Consider the following 19,680-nt stretch of genomic DNA (forward strand, 5'->3'; position numbering starts at 1 on the left):
TGAAGGCGTGATATGCTTAGTATTATGTATCGTTGTAAATAATAGATAAAAATATACTTGTTAAAAAAAGATTAAAAAATAATGTAACATAATTATAGTTTTTGCTACTTATGATATAGAACCAAAAATGTGATTATGAAATTAGTTATTAAAAACTTGAACAAGACCTATAAAAATGGGGTTAAGGCAATAGATAATTTAGATTTAGAGATAGGAGCAGGGATGTTCGGTCTGCTAGGGCCTAACGGAGCTGGTAAGTCATCTCTGATGCGTACCATCGCTACTCTTCAAAAACCAGATAGTGGAACAATTCACTTCGGCGATATCAATATATTAGAACAACAAAGTGAGTTTAGAAAACTGTTGGGGTACTTACCACAAGATTTCGGTGTATATCCTAATATGTCAGCAGTAGATCTATTAGATTATTTCGCTCGATTAAAAGGGATATCAAAAGCTGCTGAAAGAAAGGAAATAGTAACGAAAGTATTAGAAGTAACGAATCTTTATGAGGTTCGTCGCAAAAGTGTGAGTGGATATTCAGGTGGTATGAAACAACGCTTTGGGATTGCTCAGTTGTTATTAAACGATCCAAAGTTAATCATAGTAGACGAACCTACAGCTGGACTAGATCCTGCCGAGAGACACCGCTTCTTAAATGTACTTAGAGAGATTGGTAATAATAATACAGTGATATTCTCGACTCATATCGTAGATGATGTAAATGAGCTATGTCATGAGATGGCTATTCTAAATGGAGGAAATCTATTAGAAAGAAGTACACCTAAGCAAGCTGAACAGAAATTGGAAGGTAAGATATGGACTAGAGAAACTACTCGTGAGGTGGCAGAAGAACTGAATAAGGAGCTTATGATCCTGTCTGGAAAGTATAATCAAGATAATAAGTTAAACATTAGAGTGTATTCAGAGGATTCGCTTACAGAAGCAGGTTTTGTATCAGTACAGCCAAGTTTAGAAGATGTTTATTTTGTGGCACTTAAAAACGGATAAACGATGTTTGGAACTATTTTTTCATTTGAAATAAAACGCTGGTTAAAGAACTGGGTATTTTATCTATATCTAGTATTATTCTTTTTGCTAGGTTTTTTAAGTATGGCTAGTGCCGTTGGAGTTTTTGATGTCGTGAAAGTAACGTCTAGTTCTCTAATGAAGTTTAATTCACCTTATGTATTGGCTAATTTTATAGAAGGTTTTAATAATTTACTTTATTTCTTATTTCCTTCTATTATCGGGGCTTCTATTTATAGAGATTTTCGTTATGAAGTACATCATATTCTATTCTCGTATCCTTTTTCTAAAAGAGAATATTTAGCAGGAAAATTCTTAAGTTCATTTTTAGTAACCTTATTAATTAGTTTAACGATAGGTATTGGTATATTCCTAGCGACGTTACTACCGTGGGCTAATCCTAATTTATTAGGAGAGAATGTGCTTTGGAGTTATGTACAGGTGTATTTATTGACCATTATTCCTAATATGATATTCTTTGGTAGTATTGTATTTGTTGTAGTGACAATGTCTAGAAGCGTGTATATCGGTTTTGTCTCTATGGTGATCTTATTGATTATACAAGGGATAATAGGAGGCTTAGGACATGATATGGATAATAAAGAGTTAGTTGCTTTATTAGATCCATCAGGAAGTTCGGCTTTAAGATATTATACTGAGTACTGGACAGTGGATGAAATAAACAATAATAATCTTCCTATAGAAAAGTGGTATCTATTAAATAGAGGAATTTGGTTAGCGGTATCTTTATTGTTCTTAGGAGGTCTTGCAAAGTTCTTTACATTTACACAGCAAGCATTTACTTTTAGTAGAAAGTCTAAGAAATCAGAACGCGTAACGAAGAATAATTTCGGAGGAATAGTACGTATTGAATTACCTAAGGTTAGCTATAACTTTTCATTAGGAACACAGTGGAGTAATATATTTAGTTTTGCTAAAGGAGAGATAAAATATCTAGCTAAGAATAAAGTGTTTATGATCCTTGTGGGATTAGGTGTTTTAATGATGTTGTTAGTCTCTTCTTCAGCGACTTCTTTATATGGAACCACAGTATATCCAATAACTCGCTTGATGTTAGGAATACCAGGATCTACATTTCAGTTGGTTATCATCATCATTACTTTCTTAGGAGCTGGGTTATTAGTACATAGAGGAAAGTTGTCAAGAATGGACTTATTAATAGATGCTACTCCAACTCCTAACTATGTATTCTTCTTTTCTAAGTTTATAAGTTTAATAGTAGTACAGTTATTCTTGTTATTAGTGATTATGATAGGAGGGATTATTGTACAAATACACAATGGTTATTACAACTTTGAGATAGGACTTTATTTTAAAGAGTTAATAGGAATAAGTTGGATATGGTATATGATTTGGGCAGGTTTAGCTATTGCGGTTCAAACTTATTTTAGAAACTATCTAGTAGGATTCTTTGTTTTATTTGTGTTCTTCTTATTTGGAGGACAATTGTCAAAGTTAGGTATTGAGCAACGTATCTTCTTTTTTAATAAACTACCAGGAACACCCTATTCTGATATGAATGGTTTTGGTTCTAACCTAAGTAGATATTATATCTATGCTCTTTATTGGGTAATGTTTATTACTTCATTAAGTGGATTGACATTATTGTTCTGGAGAAGAGGTATAGTGAATAATTTGAAAGAGAGATTATACTTTGCTAGAAAAAGAGCTAGCAAAGGTATAGTAAGTGTTATTGTACTTTTTGGTATAGGATTTTTTAGTTTAGGTGGATATCTGTACTATGAAAATACTGTATTGAATAAGTATACTTCAGACAAAGAAAATGAGCTATTAGGGGTAGAGTACGAAAAGACTTATAAAAAGTATGAGAATATGATTCTTCCTCGTATTACAGATATAAAAGTAGATTTTGATTTATATCCTGCACAAGGGGACTTTTTAGCAAAAGGACAGTATGTACTAGAGAACAAGAATGAGAAAGCAGTAGATAGCCTTTATGTAAACTATGTTAAAAGATATATTAATGTCATCACTGTTGATGGAGCAAAAGAAGTATTAAATGATACTGTAATTGGTATTAGATTATACAAATTAACTAAGCCTTTAGCTCATGGGGAGAAATTGGTGTTTAAGTTTGAAGTAAAGAATAAAGAAAATACCACTATTCGCAGTAATTCCTCTGTACTAGAGAATGGTACATTCATTAATAATGGTGAGTTGTTTCCTTCTTTTGGGTACATAAGTCGATTTGAGTTATCTGATGATGAGGTGCGTAAAAAGTATGGTCTAAAACCAAAAGAGCGCATGGCTGAGCAAACAGATAAGAAAGCATTACAAAATACATATATAAGTTCTGACTCAGATTGGGTAACATTTGAAACTACCGTAAGTACATCAGCAGATCAAATAGCAATAGCTCCTGGATACCTACAGAAAGAGTGGACAGAAGGGGATAGACGCTATTTCCATTATAAAATGGACCAGAAAATGCTGAATTTCTATGCTTATAATTCTGCTAGATATGAAGTGAAACGCGATAAATGGAATGATATTAATATAGAGATATATTACCATAAAGGGCATGAATATAATATCGATCGCATGGTAAATGGGGTGAAGAAGTCCCTAGCTTATTATGAGAAAGAATTTAGCCCATACCAACATAAACAAGTTCGTATTATTGAGTTTCCTAGTTCAATGGGAACTTTCGCTCAATCATTTGCGAATACAATACCCTTCTCAGAAGCTATTGGATTTATTGCTAAAGTAGATGAAGAGGCAGATAATAAGGTAGATTATCCATTCGCAGTAACTTCACATGAGGTAGCGCATCAATGGTGGGCTCATCAAGTGATAGGAGCTAATGTCCAAGGTGCAACGATGTTGTCTGAGAGTTTAGCTGAATATAGTTCTTTAAAAGTATTAGAAGCAGAATATGGAAAAGGACAGATGCGTAAGTTCTTGAAAGAAGCATTAGATAGATACTTAGGAGGACGTAGTGGTGAGAGTAAAAAAGAAAAAGCATTGATGTATAATGAAAACCAACAGTATATCCATTATCAAAAGGGCTCTTTAGTATTCTACGCGATGAGTGATTATCTGGGAGATAAGCAGCTTAATGATGTTTTAAAAGGATATATTAAAAAGGTAGCTTTTCAAGATGCTCCTTATACTACTGCATCTGAGTTAGTAGCGGATATTAAAGAGGCAACTCCTGATTCACTGAAATACTTAGTTAAGGATATGTTTGAGACAATTACTTTATATGACAATTATATAGATAAAGCAGAAGTAAAAAAGTTAGACAATGGTAAGTATGAAGTGAAAATTAAAGCTATCGTAAGTAAATATAGAGCTGATGATAAAGGAGAAAAGAGCTATACGGATGTAACGACTAAAGCTGGTTCTGATCTGAATACACGTGTCTACAAATCGGATAAAGGAGTAGAAATTAAATCACTACCATTAGCAGATTATATAGAAATAGGGGTTTTTGCACAAGAAGATGTGAAAGACAAGTCTAAAAACAGTAAAGAGAAAGTCTTATATCTGAAAAAAGTAAAAGTATCAGATATTATGAATGATTTTACTATTATAGTAGATGAGAAGCCAACAGAGGTTGGTATCGATCCATATAATAAGTTAATCGACACAAGATCTTATGATAATAGAAAAGGTGTAAATTAATATATAGGGAAGGGATTTAATTATCTCTTCCCTTTTTTTGACATAAAAAAAAAGAGACTGTACAATTGTACAATCTCTTTTTTTATAACTCTTAGAAAGTTGATTATCTTCTTCTTTCTTTGATTTTTGCTTTTTTACCAGTAAGCTCTCTGAAGTAGAAGATACGAGCTCTACGTACTTTACCTCTTTGATTAACTTCGATTTTTTCTAAAGCTGGCATGTTGATTGGGAAGATACGCTCTACACCTACGTTACCTGACATTTTACGGATAGTAAAAGTTTCAGTAGTACCTTGTCCTCTTCTTTGGATAACTACACCTTTAAAGAACTGAGTTCTTTTTTTGTCACCCTCTTTAATTTCGTAGTAAACAGTGATAGTATCTCCTGCGTTGAATTGAGGAAAATCTTTTTTTGCAACTAATTCGTCTTGAACGAATTTCATTAAATCTGCCATTGTAATAATGTATAAAAGTTATTTTTCAGAACAACATACACGGACCTCGCCAGAGGTTGGTCTAAAATCGAGTGCAAATATAAAAAATAAAACAGAATAATAACTAATTATTTTAAGTAAAAGCATAGTTGTTATTCTATTGATTTCTATTTCGTTATAATATAAATGTGCCTAATGTAAGAAGCTCTAGAGCTTCAAGTTTCTCTATAATGAATAAAGGTAATAAGTATATAGTGTGTGTGCTGTTATTATTTATGTTTTTAACTTTTTTTACATCACTAGGAGGATAACCATAAAATTTTTTAAAAACTGTACTAAAATGATTCTGTGATTTATAACCTAGATCTTCTGCTAGCTCCGAAATTGTAATATCTGAATTTTGTAATCGTTCTTTTGCTTTATTCATCTTGTGCTCATTTAGATACCCAAATACTGTTGAGCCAAAGAGTTCTTTAAAATACTTTTTCAATTTAAATTCATTTGTACCTACTTTTTTAGCAAGAGTTGATAGAGTATATGGATGTTTAATATTTTGAGTCAATAGTTTTCTAGCAGAGTGCATTCTTTCAATGTCTATATTGGATATATAAGATTTTGATTGGTCTTGATTGATGTATTCTAATTGTAGAAACAGTAACTCTATTATTTTATTTTCTAAATAAACTTGTTTGAATGAACCATCTCTTTGACAGGAGCATATATCCGTGATTACGGATTTCATTTCTGGAGAGATGATTTTGTTCTTTTTTATTAAATCGTCTAGTTTTAAAGTGCTAGGTAGTTCTTCAGCTTCAAAATCTATTAATAAATCTTGTTTTAGTTTTATTATAATCTCTTTAGGTATTAAAATGGAAATATAGCGAGTTTCTTGTTTTGAGGAATCTATTTTAAGCATATAGTTCTCTTTATTTACTTTTCTTATTAGATGATGAGAAAGTTGTTGTTCACCTTCAAGTAAGAACAGCATTAAAATACCTTTAGAGTTTGGAGATAGAGAAATGGTGATGGGGCTATTCAACATAAACTCATAGTAAGTTATAAAGTAACGCCCTACTTTTTGAGTTTTTTCTAGAAAGTAATCACCATCATTAACTGTGTACTCTATAATTGATTCTCCTTCTGTTTTCTTTGTTGTTTGTTGACCGCTTATTTTGTCTATATAGTTAGTAGTTAGTTGCATATAATAGAATGAAATTAAGATTGTAAATATAGATATTAATTAGATTTAATAAAAATAATCCTTGATGTGTATTTAATTATCCTTTTTTGAAAGATAAAAGGCTTAATGCTTAAAGTAATTTTGCATTACAGAATTAATAAGTGGTATACCTCTTATTAAAAATGGTTTTTATTAAAAAAAATATATTGAAAGGTGTTTAGAATCATTAGTATAAAAAAATATTGGGGTACAAAAAAGAGTGAAAAAGAAGTGCTAGGTAGTTATAGAAATAATACTTGGAGTAAATATGTTATTTATATTTTAATGCTACTTATACCTATGTTCATGGTTGCTCAAAAAGGAGTTTTATCAGGAGTAATAAAACTAAAAGATGGGAGACCTATAGCATATGCCGTTGTTAGCTTAGATAAAGGAAACTTGTATAGTGAGACAAATGATGAAGGAGAGTTCTCTATTCAAAATGTTGATTATGGTCAATATGTATTAGATGTGAAATCTATGGAAATAGTTGATTTTAAAGTAAAAATTGACTTTAAAGATTCTAAAAGTAATTTATTGGTTACAGTAGAAGAATCTAAAGGACACAATCTAGAAGAAATGCTTATTTCAGTCAAAACAGAGAAACGAGATCTTGAAACTAAAGGTTTTGCAGTGAGTGTTATAGAAATGAAAGAAGCATCTCTGATGTCTTTGCAAACGAATGAAATACTTGATAGAACTGCAGGAGTTAAAATAAGACAAGATGGAGGGTTAGGTTCTAGAGTAAATTATAATTTAAATGGTTTGTCTGGAAACGCGGTGAGGGTATTTATAGATGGAGTACCAGCAAGTAATTATGGTAGTTCATTTTCATTGAACAGTATTCCTCCAGCTTTGATAGAGCGTATAGAAGTATATAAGGGTGTAGTGCCTACTTATTTATCACAAGACGCTTTAGGAGGAGCTATCAATGTAGTATTAAAACAGAAAATGACTAATACTTTGAGTGCTAGTGGCTCTTTTGGCTCTTTTAATACACACCAGTATAATGTCAATGGAGGATATCGAAATGATAAAAATGGACTGACTGTTAGAGCTAATGCATTTTATAATTATAGTGATAATGATTATAAAGTCTATGGAGATCATATTAGGTATGTGGATTATCAAGGAAATGTAAGTTATCCAAAGAATGGAGCTAGGCGTTTTCACGATGGTTATAAATCTTATGGAACTAAAGTAGATGTAGGTTTCACAGATGTGAAATGGGCGGATAAATTTTTTATTGGAGGCATTGTTTCTGGAAATAGAAAAGAGATTCAGCATGGTATTACTATGGAGAATGTATACGGGGATAGAAATACTAAGAGAGAATCTTATGTAGCAACACTTAATTACGAAAAAAAGGATTTATTAGTAAAAGGATTAAAGGTAAAGCTAGATTTATCTTATAGTGATTTAACTAGACAAGTTATCGATACAGTTGGTAATATGTACGATTGGAGTGGAAATGTAATAAGAGATCCTTTAGGGAAACCACTGAAATATACAAGTGGTGCAGAAGTAGCGTCTCAAAAAACACTAGAAAAGAACAAAGATGAATCTTGGGTTGTTCGTGCAAATGTAGGGTATGAATTTATAACTAATCATAAGCTGAGTGTTAACTATTTCTATAACAGTTTTGAAAGAGGAATAACTGATGTTTTACAACCAGTAGCTGTTATGAGATTAGTTAATACAAGAGATTTGACTAAGGATATACTCTCGTTTAGCTATGAGAATAAACTTTTTGACAATAGGCTTCAAACCAATTTATTTTATAAACTATATCATCAGAAGGCAGTCTCTAATGAACCTTATAAAGACACGAATAAGCCATTAGTTGGTGATTTATATAAGACTAAGAAAATAAATAATGGTATTAATCATAATGGAGTGGGGGTAAGTGTGTCTTACAAATTGTTAGAACCATTGTACTTATTAGGTTCTGCAGAAAAGGCAATTCGCTTGCCAGAAGAATCTGAGCTTTTTGGAAGTAATGCAGATAATCTATTGCCTTCATTTAGTCTTGATCCTGAGAAAAGCACAAACTATAATATAGGGTTTATAGCAGGGCCATTTAATTTTAAAGACCATTCAATGAGCTTAAATGCTACTTACTTTTATCGAAATGTAAAAGGAATGATTAGGGAGAGTATTGACTCAAAAGGAATCTTTACTAGGTATGAAAATTTAGATGATGTATTAAGTAGAGGTTTTGATATAGAGTTAAACTATTCTTTTAGACAACGTTTAGCGTTCAATCTAGCACTATCTAAGTTTGATGTATTATTTAATAAGCAATTTGATAAAGATGGCAATCCATATTTATACTACAAAACGCAGATAAGAAATGAGCCTTCATTTAAACTAAATGCTAATCTGAGTTATAAGTTTAATAATGTTTTATCGAAAGGAGATTTCTTTTCTGTGAATTACAATGTTTACTATGTAAAGAAATTTTTGAGGAACTGGTCTAATGTAGGGGGAACTAATTTAGATGAAATACCTTCTCAATATCCTAATGACATTGGAGTGATATATCAGTTCTCTAATAAAAAAGCAACAGTAAGTTTTGATATGAAGAATATTTTTAATCAAAGGATATATGACAATTTTGGTTTGCAGAAACCAGGAAGAGCTTTTTATGGAAAAGTAACTTATTCAATTTTTTAATATATAATAAATACTATGAAACGTAAATTTTTTAAAAGCACATTATTATTTGCAGGGCTAGCATTAATGACAATAGGATGTTCATCTGATGATAATTCTAACCCAGATACAGGAGAGGAACTTAAAGGTAAGCAATTTCAATTAGCTTATGCTAGTGGATCGGGATCACAGTCAGCTACTTATTTACAAGGGGTAGATAAACTAACGGAAGGAGAAATAAGTTTTAGTAAAAAAGGATTCCAAATGCCTTCATCCCGAACTTCTCGAATATATGTATCAAAAGATGGAAAGTATGTATATAATTTAAATTATACTGTGGGAGATTTACGAAAATATGAACATAAAGGTGGACAAAATTACACTCAAGTAGGTCATATTGAATCTGCTCCTGTATTAGGGACAAAAACAGGTAGATTTACTAAAATTAATGAAGATATGGGGTCTGTTCATTATATAACTGCAGCGCCTCAACATGCTGGAGAAAATGGAGAAGGTGCTTATTTGGGACATAAAATTACAGCAAGTATTGCTCTTATAGATTTAAATAAATGGTCATTTTTGCCAGGAGCACAAAAAGAAATTAATGTTAAACTTAGTGACGAATTTACTAAAAAAGGATATTACATAAGTAGGATTGATTCGCCTGTATTAGTTGATAATAAACTTTATTATGGTGCTGCTGTTAGTCTTTATGATCCAAGTACTGGAAAAAGAAAACCTACAGATAAAACTTTTACTTTAGTTGTTGATAAAAATAATTTGTCTAAAACAGATGTAATCACAACAGATCATGTTGTAGGAAGTACTAATGGGTATCGTACGCCAACTTTATATGTAAATAACCAAAAAGAAGTTCTTCAAATGGTTAATGGAACTGATAAGACATATATTGCAAAAATTAAAGATGGTAAATATGATACTACATTTAAATTCGATTTAGGTAGTGCCTTAGGTGGAAAGAAAGTTTCTAGTAATGGATGGTTTTATATAGGAGATGGTATAGGTTATATGCCTTATGAGAAACTTGATGCACCAGAGATCGAAATGGGAGTAGACCCTAATGGTAAACCAACAACTACTCATGCATGGGGATTAGCACGTATAGACTTAAATAATAAAACTGCGGTGGATTTAGAAGTACCAGCTAACTTATGGTTGACACAATATCAGACATCAGTTGTAAGAGGAGGGAAGTTCTATATTGCTTTAGCACCTGTTTCAGGAAAAGGAAATGTTTACATTTATGATATTAAGTCAACAGCTAAAAAAGGACAATTAGGAGCAACAATAACAACTGGAGTAGATCAGTATTATATAGGTGTATATTAGGATAGAAAAGAATAAAATGTAAATCATTTTATCAATAAAAATAGGGATAATCAGTATGTGATTTATCCCTATTTTTATTAAGTATTTTAAGAAGTGGAGAGATAATTTAGTCTTCTCTCTCTAATAAATCTGGTCTTCTTGTCTTTGTGTGTTCATAAGCCATATCTTCTCTCCATTTATCTATAGCAGCGAAGTTTCCACTTAGTAACACATCTGGAACTTTCCATCCCTTATATTCAGATGGTCTAGTGTATATAGGAGGGGCTAATAAGTTATCTTGAAAGCTATCAGTCAATGCTGAAGTTTCATTAGAAAGTACTCCTGGAATAAGACGGATAATAGCATCGCATAAAATAGCTGCCCCTAGCTCTCCACCAGATAAGACATAATCTCCTATAGAGATTTCCTTTGTGATGAAATGGTCACGTACACGTTGGTCTACTCCTTTATAGTGTCCACATAGAATGATAATGTTTTTAAGCATAGACATTCCATTGGCCATTTGTTGATTTAAAGTTTCGCCATCAGGAGTCATATAGATTATTTCATCATATTCTCTTTCGGCTTTTAATGCAGTAATACATTTATCTATCGGTTCTACACTCATAACCATTCCTGCTCCACCACCGAATTGGTAGTCATCTACATTCTTATGCTTATTAGTACTATAATCACGTAAGTTGTGAAAATGTACTTCTACTAGTCCCTTCTCTATTGCTCTTTTTAGGATAGAAGCTTGAAAAGGGCTCTCTATTAATTCTGGTAAAACGGAAATAATGTCTATGCGCATAATTACTTTTGATATTTTGGCAAATGTACAATTGTATTCTGTAACCTACAAAATTGTATTAGTGGGCTTGGCTTTTTGAAAAAAGCTGAATGATTAAGACTCCTGTAATTATAAATGCAATTCCTATTAAAGCAGCAGTATCGAGTTTTTGTTTGTATAAAAAGTAAGCCGCTATAGTGACCAACACAATTCCAATCCCTGACCATAAAGCATATGCAATTCCAATAGGTATAGTACGTAAGGTCAAACTCAATAAATAAAAAGCACCTACATAACCAAGTAAAGTTATAGTGGTAGGAACAAGTTTAGTAAATCCTTCACTAGCTTTAAGAGTAGTTGTAGCTATAGTCTCTAAGAGTATAGCAAGAAGTAAGAATAATATATTCTTCATTTTTTAATGCAAAAGTAGCTTTTTATTAGGTCTATTAAAATTGTGTAAGGCAAAATACTTTATGATATATGATTTGAAAATTACTTTCTTAGAAGTAATGGATATAGATTATTGAAGCTAATAATGAATATTAGAAAAGAAGTTATTTGATAGTTATGAATTTAAATTAAAGAGATAGGCTATTGTAGTACTTCTAATTTTACTGTAATTATTATAATTTCTTATGTTATCTTAAGATTTCTACATCTGAATTAGTTTAAATTTGTATCTATGAGTTTATCAAAATCAAATGTGCTATTTATGGCAGCGATTACAGGTTTAATCGTTGCTAATTTATATTATTGTCAACCATTAATTCCTTTGATATCAGAAGAGTTTGGTGTGTCTGAAGCTTCAGCAGGAACACTTACCTATCTGACTCAGGCAGGGTATGCTGTAGGGATGTTTTTAATGATTCCTTTAGGAGACATGCTCGAAAGGAAAAAACAAATTATTATAACAACAATATTTGCTACTATTGCTTTAGCCCTAACTGCAATTGTACAAAATTTCTTTTTATTACAGATTATTAGCTTTGTCTTAGGAGCGACTTCTATTGTCCCTCAGTTAGTCTTGCCATTAGCTGCTAGTTTATCTTCTGATGAGCAACGCGGAAAAGTAATCGGAACAGTAGTGAGTGGATTACTTATAGGGATATTGTTTTCTAGAACGCTTAGTGGCTTTGTAGGTGTATGGTTAGGATGGCGAGGTATGTTTTGGATAGCTACTATAGTAAGTATTATTATCGTAATCATGATTCAAATTAGACTACCCTATAATAAACCTACCTTTAATGGAAAGGTCAAAGACTTATATAAATCTCTTTTTGTCTTAATAAAAGAACAACCTGTATTAAGGGACTCAACAGGAGTAACAGCTTTAGCTTTTGCTCAGTTTGGAACTTTTTGGACTACGATGGTATTACTTTTACACAATGAACCTTTCGGATATGACTCTGCTGTAATTGGGGCGTTCGGATTGATAGGTGCATGTGGTGCTTTTGCAGCTCCTTTAGTAGGAAAAATAGGGGGAGCAGGAGGAGCTAGAAAGTTGATACTATATGGCATATTCATGACATTCATAAGTTTTGTAATATTTTATTTTTCAAGTGCTTCAGTGATAGGGCTTATTATAGGTATTATTTTGATAGACTTAGGATTACAGACTATACATGTATCTAATCAAACGCGTATTTATTCTCTTTTACCTGAAGCTCGCAATAGATTAAATACTGTCTATATGTCATTTAGTTTCCTTGGAACTGCTTTTGGCTCGGCTTTTGGACTATATTTGTGGAAGTTTTTTGGATGGAGTGGAGTATGTATAGGAGGTATGTGTTTAGCATTATTATCTCTAGTAGTATATCTTGCTGCAAATAAGAAATCATAAAAGAAAGAATTAGTCTTAAGACTAAGTGAAGTAATTCAAAAACGATAAAAATTAGAACAATGGAAAACGGTATTTACGCTAAGTTCAACACATCAAAAGGAGCAATATTAGTAAAGCTTACAGAAGAATTAACACCTGGTACAGTTGGTAACTTCGTAGCTTTAGCAGAAGGTAATTTAGAAAATAGTGCACGTCCACAAGGAAAACCATACTATGACGGTCTTAAGTTTCACAGAGTTATTCCTGACTTTATGATCCAAGGAGGTTGTCCATTAGGTCAAGGTTCTGGAGGTCCAGGTTATAAATTTGATGATGAGTTCCACCCAGCTTTAAGACATGATGGTCCTGGTGTATTATCTATGGCTAATGCAGGTCCAGGTACTAACGGGTCTCAATTCTTTATTACGCATGTTGCTACACCTTGGTTAGATGGTAAACATACTGTTTTTGGTAAAGTTGTTGAAGGACAAGATATTGTAGATGCAGTAGCACAAGGAGATATTTTAGAGTCTGTAGAGATTGTAAGAGTAGGAGAGACTGCTGAGAAATGGAATGCTATTGAAGCTTTCAGAACTTTTGAAGGAGCTAGAGAGAAAAGAGAAGCTGAAGCTAAAAAAGCTGCTTTAGTAGAAGTAGAGAAATTATCTGCTGGTTTTGAAGAAACTCCAAGCGGATTAAGATATCAAATGATTGTTAAAGGTACAGGTAAGAAAGCAGAGAAAGGTAAAACTGTTTCTGTACACTACAAAGGTGCTTTAGCAAATGGACAAGAGTTTGATAGTTCTTATAAAAGAAAAAAACCTATTGAATTCCCATTAGGACAAGGTTATGTAATCGAAGGATGGGACGAAGGAATTGCTTTATTAAACGTTGGTGATAAAGCTAGATTCGTTATCCCTTCTTATTTAGGATATGGAGAAGCTGGTGCAGGTGGGGTTATTCCTCCAAATGCAACTTTAGTATTTGACGTAGAGTTAATGGACGTAAAATAATAAGTTATATAAAAACTCTCAACTTACAGTTGGGAGTTTTTTGTTTAAATGATTACATTTTATGAAAGAGGATTTCTTAGCTTGTTTAGAACGTATTCGACCATATGCACGTTATACTCCAATTATGGAGTCTGGTCAAATAGAAAACTTTTTAGGTAACGATTTGTACTTTAAGTGTGAGAATTTTCAACGTGCAGGTGCATTTAAGATGAGAGGTGCAGCCAATGCTATTCTTCAGTTGACAGAAGATCAGAGAGCAAAGGGAGTGATCACTCACTCTTCTGGTAATTTTGCGCAGGCTTTAGCTCTTGCTGCTAAATATCTTGGAGTGAAATGTTATATCGTAATGCCAAAAGATGCTCCTGATGTTAAGCGTAATGCAGTAATGGCTTATGGAGGAGAGATTATAGACTGCATTGCTACATTAGAGTCTAGAGAACGTATTTGCAATCAAGTGATAGAGGACACAGGAGCAACATTTATACATGCATCTAATAATATAGATGTTATTATGGGGCAAGGTACTGCCGCTATGGAATTGTTAGAAGCGTACCCTGACCTAGATGTTATTATCACTCCAGTAGGTGGAGGAGGCTTAATTGCAGGCACTGCATTAGCAGCAAAAGCTTTTGGTAAGGATACTATTGAAGTAATAGGAGGTGAACCTTTAGAAGCAGATGATGCCTATCGTTCTTTAATGAGTGGGCAGATTGAGTGTAATGAGACTACAGATACTATAGCTGATGGTTTGCGTACCCAATTAGGGGATATTACTTTTCCTATTATCAAAGACCATGTATCTAAAATTATACGTGTACGAGAAAATGAAATTATTAGTTCGATGCGATTGATATGGGAACGTATGAAGATTGTTGTAGAACCAAGTAGTGCTGTTGCTTTAGCAGTATTGATAAAAGAAAGACCTTCTTTTGCAGGAAAGAAAGTAGGGATTATTCTTTCTGGAGGTAATGTTGATTTGAATAATTTACCTTTTGAATAGATTATTACAAAAGGGTGTCAAACTAATGACACCCTTTTTTATATCGGTTTCTTTTTTAGTACAGGCAGTTTTATTTCTTTTCTACCGAAGTAAAGTCCAGCTACGATTAGTATACCTCCTAATATCTGTAAGAACCCTAATACTTCATCATCTAATAATCCCCAACAGAAAGCTACTAAAGGCATTAGTAGAGATACAGACGAGGCAAAACTAGCATTGGTCTCATGGATAAGTTTATAGTAATAGATATTAGCTAATGCACTACCAAATAAAGCCAATAAGAAGACAAAACCAAGTCCTTTCAATGCTTCAGGATGTTCACCGATAGTTTGAAAGAAGCCTGATGATGTTAATACAATTAAGGCAGGTATAAGTAAGACTAGTTCTATAAATGCTGTCCAGACAATAGGAGGAATATTACCCATGTATTTCTGAGTTAATAATCCACTATAAGCATACATTAAGGAAGCGATTACTAATAATAAATGATAGAACCACTCATCCGATACAAGACCTGTAGATTCAGGAGACTGTAATAATAAAATGACTCCAATAAAAGAGAGGATAACTCCTGTGACTTCTCCAAGGTGAGTTTTGTACTTAAAGAATAAAACACCTAATACAATTACGAATATCGACATTAAGGCATTTAATATTCCGGCTATAGAACTATCTAGGTGTACTTCTGCTATTGGGAATAAAAACATAGGAATAAAGCTTCCTACTAGAGCAGTAAGAAATAACCAGTGAAATGTTTTCTTAGGTAACTTTTTAATATGCTTTAGAGAAATAGGCAATAAGAATAAACCTGCAAAAGTAATTCTAAGTGCACCTACTTGTATAGGAGTAAAATATTCTAAACCTCGTTTGATAAGGATGAAAGACGATCCCCATATTAAGGAAAGGATAATGAGTGTTACCCAGTGTTTTGGTTTAAGTTTCAAGGCGTTTATTATTATGTTGTTTTGATAGGGCTAATATAAAAAAAGACCACAATAACTTTGTGGTCTTTTATATAAACGAAGCTTAGTCAGCTTATTATTTTACTTTTCTAGTATCTAAGTTACCGAAGTACATTTCTTGGAAACTTTTAATCACTCCGTGATCGATACGTTTGTAGAATGTTTTAGGATTAACTTCTTGAGTATTCTCATATCCACAAGCACTGATGAACTCTCCTAAAGCTTTCATTGTGTTTTTATGGAAGTTAGCAACACGCATTCTCTTATCTGTTACATCTAATCCTTTGTATAATGTCTCATCTTGAGTTGCAATACCTACTGGACAGTGACCACTATCACATTGTAAAGCTTGGATACATCCTAAAGCGAACATCATACCACGAGCACTATAACAAGCATCTGCACCTAAAGCCATTGTTTTAGCAATGTCAAAAGCAGAAATGATACGTCCTGATGCTAGTATTTTTATTTTATCTCTTAATCCGTTTTCGATTAATGTTTTATTAGCGAATACTAAAGCATCATTTAATGCCATACCCATGTAGTCAATAAACTCTAATGGCGCAGCTCCTGTTCCTCCTTCAGCCCCATCGATAGTGATAAAGTCAGGGTGAATACCAGTTTCTACCATTGCAGCTACGATATCTAAGAACTCATCTTTCTTACCAATACAGATTTTAAAACCAATTGGTTTACCATTTGATAGTTTTCTTAATCTAGCGATGAAGTGAACTAATTCAGTAGGGTTAGAGAAAGCTGTGTGTCCTGATGGAGAGTGTACTGTAGTGTGAGGAGTAATACTACGGATTTTAGAAATCTCTAGTGTATTTTTCTCAGCAGGTAAAAGACCTCCGTGACCAGGTTTAGCTCCTTGAGATAGTTTTAACTCAATCATTTTTACCTCTGGGTAGTTAGAACGCTCTTCGAATAAAGTATCGTCAAAGAAACCTTTTTCATTACGACATCCAAAGTATCCAGTACCGATTTGCCAAATTAAATCTCCTCCAGAACGGTGGTATTGACTAATACCTCCTTCTCCTGTATTGTGTGCAAAACCACCTATCTTAGCTCCTTCATTAAGAGCAGTAATAGCTTTTTTACTTAATGCACCATAACTCATCGCACTAATGTTGTAAACACTTGCACTATAAGGTTGGCTACATAAGTCGCTACCGATAGTAGTTCTAAAGTTTGTATCTGATATATGTTTAGGGTATACTGAGTGAGAAGCCCATTCGTAACCGATACGGTTAGGGTCATCTTGCATACCGAAAGAAACAGTTTGTTTCTCGTTTTTTGCTCTTTGATAAACAATAGAACGCTCACGTCTATTGAATGGTTTACCGTCTAATTCTCCTTCCCAAAAGTACTGACGCATCTCTGGTCTGATTGATTCAAACATATATCTGAATCGTGCAAAAATTGGGTAGTTTTTACGAATTGTATGTTTGTTTTGTATTTTGTCGATTATAGCAAGTGTTGCAAGAAAACCTGAAATAACGATATTTACTATACTAGCAGTTGATTGGTATAATACAAATGAAGTAATTGCGTAAATAAGGTAAAGGAAAACGACAGCCATCGTTAATTGTCCAAATGTAAACCGATTTAAAAATTTTTTGTGAAACATAAAATAGAATTTTAATGCAATCTTTTGTTGTTTAGTTTGTAATAGAATTAGCGTTTATTTTGTTATTCTTTTTCATAAGTTATTTTATGAAGATTGCCCTAATTTCTTAGTCTCAAATCAATCAATACCTTATGAAATTTACGAAGCAAAGGTAGCAAAGATTTTGAATTTACCTCGTTTTTGTAATTATAATTTTGTGAATATAAAGCCTTGAAAATATCATATTGATAATTTAATACTAAATTACTAGTAGTACTTTGAAAATATGCTATTTATCCTTTGATTATATACGCTTATTTCAATTTTAGATCTATTATCTTGTTCTTGTTTTTGAACTGTTCACTATATATACTTTGTTTCCCTGATGTAAAATAGGCTACAAAGCATACTACCGCTAGTAATATAGCATATTCTATGCCAAAAAGTTCTATGCCCATAAATGTACAAGCAAGCGGCGTTTTAGTAGCTCCAGCGAAAACAGCTACAAAACCTAATGCAGCCATTAGGCTTATTGGTAATCCTACATAAAGAGAGAGGTAACTACCTAGTGTCGCCCCTATAAAGAATAGAGGTGTAACTTCACCTCCTTTAAAGCCTGCCCCTAAGATTAATGTGGTGAAGACTATTTTTAGTATAAATACTTCCCAGTTCATTTGTATAGTGAAGGAGTCTACGATAGTTGGAACACCTAGTCCTAAGTAGCTTTCATTACCTATCGTATGGATTAAGAGTATAAAGAGTAGCGCTCCTATAAAAGGTCTTAGGGGAGGGTAGGTGATAGTTGTGGTAAATAGCTTTCCCCATTTTTGTAAAAACAGGATGAATAGATAAGCTGTTAGACCAAATACTACTCCTATTACTCCACATTTCAGTAACGTAGTTATAGTATGTGAGATAGGTATATCTACAGTGTATATGGTATGATGTATTCCCCAAGCGATACAAGTGTAATGACTTATATAAGCTGTCAGAATAACAGGTAATAGACTATTAAGTTTAAAATTTCTTAGGAGCATTAATTCGAATGCAAAGAAAATACCTGCTATTGGAGTTCCAAACACAGAGGCAAATCCAGCACTAACTCCCATCAGAAGAATAGTCTTTCTAGCTTCAGCACCTAGATGTAAGTATTTATTAAGTTGATCTGCTATAGTACCTCCCATTTGTACAGCAGTACCTTCACGACCAGCAGATCCTCCAAATAGATGAGTAACCCAAGTTCCTAATAGAACTAAAGGGAACATTCTAAATGGTATTGTCTTAGAAGGAGTGTGGTATTCTGATATGATTAGGTTATTCCCTTGATTAGCTTCTTTGCCATAGTAGTGATATAATAATCCTATTAAAAAACCACCAAGAGGTAAAACATATAATAAGTAAGTATGAGAGATTCTTAACTCTGTTACTTCTTCTAAGATATAAAGGAATAGGGCAGATATGCTACCTATTATTGTCCCAGAAAGGAGAATAGCAATGAACCATCTTATCAGTAGAGAAAAAGAAATATTTTTTGGATTAAAAGCTTGTTTAAAGCTTGAGAAATTTAAATGCATAGTCTATCATTCAGTTTTACGTTAGTATACTATTATGTTAGACGTCATCAGCATTCTATAGAGAAGCGGTTCGAGGCAGACATCATTGCCTATGATTTATAAGTCAAAGGTATAAAAAAAGTCCGAGTTGAATAACTCGAACCTATTTTATTTTGTGTGTTTCTATTAAATATCGTCAAAACTAACATCAGTAAATGAACTTACCTCATTCTCTGACTGATATTCTTTTTTGAAATCTTTTTGATGTCTCTCAGAAATAACTTCTTCTCCCTTGTGATCTACTACGAATTGAGTCATCTCATCTAATATCTCTCTAAAAGCACCGAAATCCTCTTTGTATAAATAGATTTTGTGTTTTTTAAAGTGAAAAGATCCATCTTCTTCCGTGAACTTTTTACTCTCAGTAATTGTTATGTAATAGTCATCTGCCTTTGTAGATCTAACATCAAAGAAATAAGTTCTTCTACCCGCTCTTAGTACTTTTGAAAAAATTTCTTCTTTTTCTAACATTTCGTTATCTCTCATAATTCCTTCTTATCAATTAATTGATTTGTTCATATAGCATTCAAAAGTCTAAAA

Annotated in this window: 15 protein-coding genes and 1 riboswitch; of the genes, 7 read left to right on the forward strand and 8 right to left on the reverse strand. The window is 32.7% G+C overall.

The window, feature by feature from the left end; translation table 11 throughout:
* Positions 1-135 precede the first annotated feature (135 nt).
* Positions 136-1,011 (forward strand): ABC transporter ATP-binding protein, encoded by an 876-nt coding sequence (locus AABL87_RS06180; RefSeq protein ID WP_006257011.1) that lies wholly within the window; start codon positions 136-138, stop codon positions 1,009-1,011.
* A 3-nt stretch (positions 1,012-1,014) separates the two neighbouring features.
* Positions 1,015-4,698, forward strand: coding sequence for a M1 family aminopeptidase (locus tag AABL87_RS06185; RefSeq protein ID WP_341277083.1), 3,684 nt, complete (start codon positions 1,015-1,017; stop codon positions 4,696-4,698).
* A 103-nt stretch (positions 4,699-4,801) separates the two neighbouring features.
* Here AABL87_RS06185 and rplS read toward each other — a convergent pair whose 3' ends face one another.
* Positions 4,802-5,152: a 50S ribosomal protein L19 gene (gene rplS / locus AABL87_RS06190; protein ID WP_006257009.1), complete on the reverse strand. Its 351-nt coding sequence runs from the start codon at positions 5,150-5,152 to the stop codon at positions 4,802-4,804.
* A gap of 154 nt (positions 5,153-5,306) precedes the next feature.
* Positions 5,307-6,332, reverse strand: coding sequence for a helix-turn-helix domain-containing protein (locus tag AABL87_RS06195; protein ID WP_006257008.1), 1,026 nt, complete (start codon positions 6,330-6,332; stop codon positions 5,307-5,309).
* 192 nt (positions 6,333-6,524) lie between these two features.
* Here AABL87_RS06195 and AABL87_RS06200 point away from each other — a divergent pair, with 192 nt between their 5' ends.
* Together AABL87_RS06200 and AABL87_RS06205 are read left to right on the forward strand one after the other, a co-directional pair.
* A complete protein-coding gene (locus AABL87_RS06200; protein WP_341277084.1) occupies positions 6,525-9,026 on the forward strand; it encodes a TonB-dependent receptor in 2,502 nt (833 codons plus the stop codon).
* A gap of 15 nt (positions 9,027-9,041) precedes the next feature.
* Positions 9,042-10,355, forward strand: coding sequence for a DUF4374 domain-containing protein (locus AABL87_RS06205; protein ID WP_341277085.1), 1,314 nt, complete (start codon positions 9,042-9,044; stop codon positions 10,353-10,355).
* Positions 10,356-10,461: 106 nt separating this feature from the next.
* Here the strand turns inward: AABL87_RS06205 and trmD are convergent, their stop codons facing one another.
* A complete protein-coding gene (trmD, locus tag AABL87_RS06210) occupies positions 10,462-11,145 on the reverse strand; it encodes a tRNA (guanosine(37)-N1)-methyltransferase TrmD (RefSeq protein WP_006257005.1) in 684 nt (227 codons plus the stop codon).
* Between the two features lie 58 nt (positions 11,146-11,203).
* The gene (locus AABL87_RS06215) at positions 11,204-11,536 is read right to left on the reverse strand and encodes a DMT family transporter (protein ID WP_006260721.1); all 333 of its coding nucleotides are present in this window, start codon (positions 11,534-11,536) and stop codon (positions 11,204-11,206) included.
* Between the two features lie 270 nt (positions 11,537-11,806).
* On the opposite strand from AABL87_RS06215, the gene AABL87_RS06220 reads away from it, so the two are divergent.
* The 3 genes from AABL87_RS06220 to AABL87_RS06230 all read left to right on the forward strand — a co-directional run bounded on the left by AABL87_RS06220 (position 11,807) and on the right by AABL87_RS06230 (position 14,956).
* Entirely contained in the window at positions 11,807-12,964 is a 1,158-nt protein-coding gene (locus tag AABL87_RS06220; RefSeq protein ID WP_006257003.1) for an MFS transporter, read from the forward strand.
* A gap of 59 nt (positions 12,965-13,023) precedes the next feature.
* Complete coding sequence (locus tag AABL87_RS06225; RefSeq protein ID WP_006257002.1) at positions 13,024-13,956, forward strand: peptidylprolyl isomerase; 933 nt, start codon at positions 13,024-13,026, stop codon at positions 13,954-13,956.
* A 61-nt stretch (positions 13,957-14,017) separates the two neighbouring features.
* Complete coding sequence (locus AABL87_RS06230) at positions 14,018-14,956, forward strand: pyridoxal-phosphate dependent enzyme (protein ID WP_006257001.1); 939 nt, start codon at positions 14,018-14,020, stop codon at positions 14,954-14,956.
* A gap of 38 nt (positions 14,957-14,994) precedes the next feature.
* Here the strand turns inward: AABL87_RS06230 and AABL87_RS06235 are convergent, their stop codons facing one another.
* From AABL87_RS06235 to AABL87_RS06250, 4 genes are all read right to left on the reverse strand, one after another.
* Complete coding sequence (locus AABL87_RS06235; RefSeq protein ID WP_006257000.1) at positions 14,995-15,900, reverse strand: DMT family transporter; 906 nt, start codon at positions 15,898-15,900, stop codon at positions 14,995-14,997.
* 94 nt (positions 15,901-15,994) lie between these two features.
* A complete protein-coding gene (locus AABL87_RS06240; protein WP_006256999.1) occupies positions 15,995-17,548 on the reverse strand; it encodes an FMN-binding glutamate synthase family protein in 1,554 nt (517 codons plus the stop codon).
* A gap of 293 nt (positions 17,549-17,841) precedes the next feature.
* Positions 17,842-19,101, reverse strand: coding sequence for a chloride channel protein (locus AABL87_RS06245; RefSeq protein ID WP_006256998.1), 1,260 nt, complete (start codon positions 19,099-19,101; stop codon positions 17,842-17,844).
* A gap of 31 nt (positions 19,102-19,132) precedes the next feature.
* Positions 19,133-19,200: riboswitch (Fluoride riboswitch) on the reverse strand.
* A 66-nt stretch (positions 19,201-19,266) separates the two neighbouring features.
* Entirely contained in the window at positions 19,267-19,626 is a 360-nt protein-coding gene (locus AABL87_RS06250; RefSeq protein WP_006256997.1) for a PUR family DNA/RNA-binding protein, read from the reverse strand.
* Positions 19,627-19,680 lie beyond the last annotated feature (54 nt).

Origin of the sequence: Myroides sp. C4067, assembly GCF_038039665.1 — a bacterium.
Classification (GTDB): Bacteria; Bacteroidota; Bacteroidia; order Flavobacteriales; family Flavobacteriaceae; genus Flavobacterium; species Flavobacterium odoratimimum.